Source organism: Nitrosomonas supralitoralis (assembly GCF_003011925.2).
In the GTDB taxonomy this organism is placed as follows: domain Bacteria; phylum Pseudomonadota; class Gammaproteobacteria; order Burkholderiales; family Nitrosomonadaceae; genus Nitrosomonas; species Nitrosomonas supralitoralis.
The window spans coordinates 1-2,514 of the sequence record NZ_PXXU01000127.1; the positions used below are offsets into that span (position 1 = coordinate 1).

Below are 2,514 nucleotides of genomic sequence, written 5' to 3' on the forward strand. Positions count from 1 at the left end.
AACTTATTATACCAATTCAGGACAAATCAGGCCGCCTCAATTAGATGTTAACGGGACAGTAGTGATATCGAATACGACTTGAGTGCGTCAAATATAGTTGGCTACAAGGGTGCTAACTTGAATCCACCAAGACATTGACGCCACCATTAGCATATGAGATACAAGGTACTCAAAAACTTTAATAAGGCTGCATTTTGAAATATTTTGCAGTCACATTCCGCCCAGATTTGTGGATAGGATTTTATATTGTGACTCTGCGATGTAAGAATTTCTGCAACATAAGGTCCTTTCTTGATTATGCTTGGATAGTGTGCACGAATGATATTCGGCACACTATCCTGTAGCAAAAAGCTTACTTCAAAGCTTCGATGCCCGCACCAAAGTTGATGTGGAATGGTGTTCCATCCATAACCAGAGCAGGAACAGATTTAACCCCTGCGGCTTCAGCTTCAGTCACGCGTGATTTATCGGTGCCAAGATGAACAGATTCAACTTCATATTTCTCTGGATCAAGCGCGTTGGCAACATTTTGTTCTGCTTGAACGCATACAGGACATCCTGCATGGTAGAAAATTGCTTTGTTCTTCATTAACATATCTCCAAAAAGTTACTGCTTCAAATTGATGTCACAGCAAGACCGGAATTATATGATCAAAGCAATGCCTTGCATAGAGCATTTGAGCAATACAGTTAATCCCGCCGAAGGGGGAGATATAAAAAAAGAAGTTTTTTCTGCGGAGACTACGTCTGGAAATAGAAAAAGCGTATCGAGAAGGGTGGATTCAAAGGCATAACGTAAGGTACAACTTAATGCCGCATTTGAGTTCGCCAAGTTATTCTATAACCCATTGAGATATTATGGCTCATATGGACTTAACGTACTATAATTTCCCATGCGTCAAACGTCTCCGATTTATTCAATAACATATTTATAAATCAGCGAATTCCTACATACCTACCAGGATCTAATCAGTACAGTACAACTACATAAATACAGCAATCTGTCACTTGTTTAGTGCGCAGGATTATAAGAATATTACTCGACCAACAAGAAACATAAATCAATTGGAGAAATTACAATTCCGCCGCAACATGAGATCAATTTCGAAGAAATCTATCAATGAGTAATAGATGCTCAATGCGCGAATATTGTCAACGAGGAAATGCGTTTCGACTAAAAGCTTGGAATATTAAAAGTTAAAACAATTAATCAAGCCTCACATACAAAGCTTGTAGCATTAAATCACGCACCATTAAAAAATGGCCTGAAATGATTATATAGAGTCCCTTAATAAATTACGAATAACTCAGGATATAAGTGCTATCGTCCGCATCAAACATTTGTGATTACCAGAAGAAACGCAATATTACTATTTCTAATCAGAGGTACCGGAATGCAAACTAAGTTTTCTCAAATTAAAGTAACATTATTTCTCGTTTTCATATCACTTTGCGTCATTAGCAATAACCTGCACGCCCATAATCCGCACGATATGGTTTATGGATTAGGTATTTCCCCCGATTTTGCCAATGACAAAACCCTCTTCCTGGCTACCGATGGAGAATTGACCTCAGATCAATATACAAACATTTTAAGATCAACCGATGGCGGAACGACTTGGATCAGGCTTCCAAATGGGCTGGACAATGTGTACTCAGAAATCGGTGTTCGTGTCTCACCAAACTACACTATCGATCAGACAGTTTTTGCCACGACTAAAGGGGATGGAGTATATCGATCCGTGGATCAGGGGAATTCTTGGGAGCTTTTGAATACCGGCCTTTCCAACCTGAGAGTAAATAAATTAAATATTGCAAAACTAGGCGATAATGATTATGTGCTCTTATTGAGCACAATGAACGGTCAACTTTATCGACGTTCCCGTTCAGAAGCAGCTTGGACTAGAGTGCAAAACGTATCTGCACAAATACAACTGGTTGCAGTGTCGCCTAGTTTCACAACTGATCTGACGGCTATTACAGTGAATAAAACCGGAGGTCTGCAGAAATCCACCGATGGAGGCCTCACCTGGAACGCTATCGGAAATGTGAACGGTTCAACTGTTTACGATATAGCAATTTCTGGAGGAAATCCCAAGGAGATATTTCTAGCCACTAACAATGGAATTTTTTATAGCAATGACACTGGCATCACGTTCACCAACAAGCCAGCCAATCTGCCATTGGAAGCGATCAATAATGTGTCGCTTTCTCCAGACTATCTAACTGATCGTACAGTTTTCTGCACCAGCTTAACGCATTCCGTTTACAAATCAACCAATGGCGGCGACAACTGGACACTCCATGCCTCCGGGGCCCAAGTTACCGGACAAACAAGCCCATTAGAGGAATTCAGTGAGCTGCAGGTATCAAACACTTTTTTGACTGACCAAACAGTTTTTCTTTCTGCGTATGATGGGTTTTTCATCTCGAAAGATGGCGGTATTACCTGGAGCCAGAAACAAACTCGCAAAAATCTGCTCACAGCTTTAGCCTTGTCTCCGAACTTCATCG

General features: G+C 40.6%; 2 protein-coding genes. One reads left to right on the forward strand and one right to left on the reverse strand.

Annotated features, from left to right (window positions below; genetic code table 11):
• Positions 1–352: 352 nt before the first annotated feature.
• On the reverse strand, positions 353–589 hold the full coding sequence (locus tag C7H79_RS16855; RefSeq protein WP_106708386.1) for a thioredoxin family protein: 237 nt from the start codon (positions 587–589) through the stop codon (positions 353–355).
• Between the two features lie 805 nt (positions 590–1,394).
• On the opposite strand from C7H79_RS16855, the gene C7H79_RS16860 reads away from it, so the two are divergent.
• The coding region (locus C7H79_RS16860) for a WD40/YVTN/BNR-like repeat-containing protein (protein WP_374058030.1) at positions 1,395–2,514 on the forward strand (1,120 nt) is incomplete at its 3' end.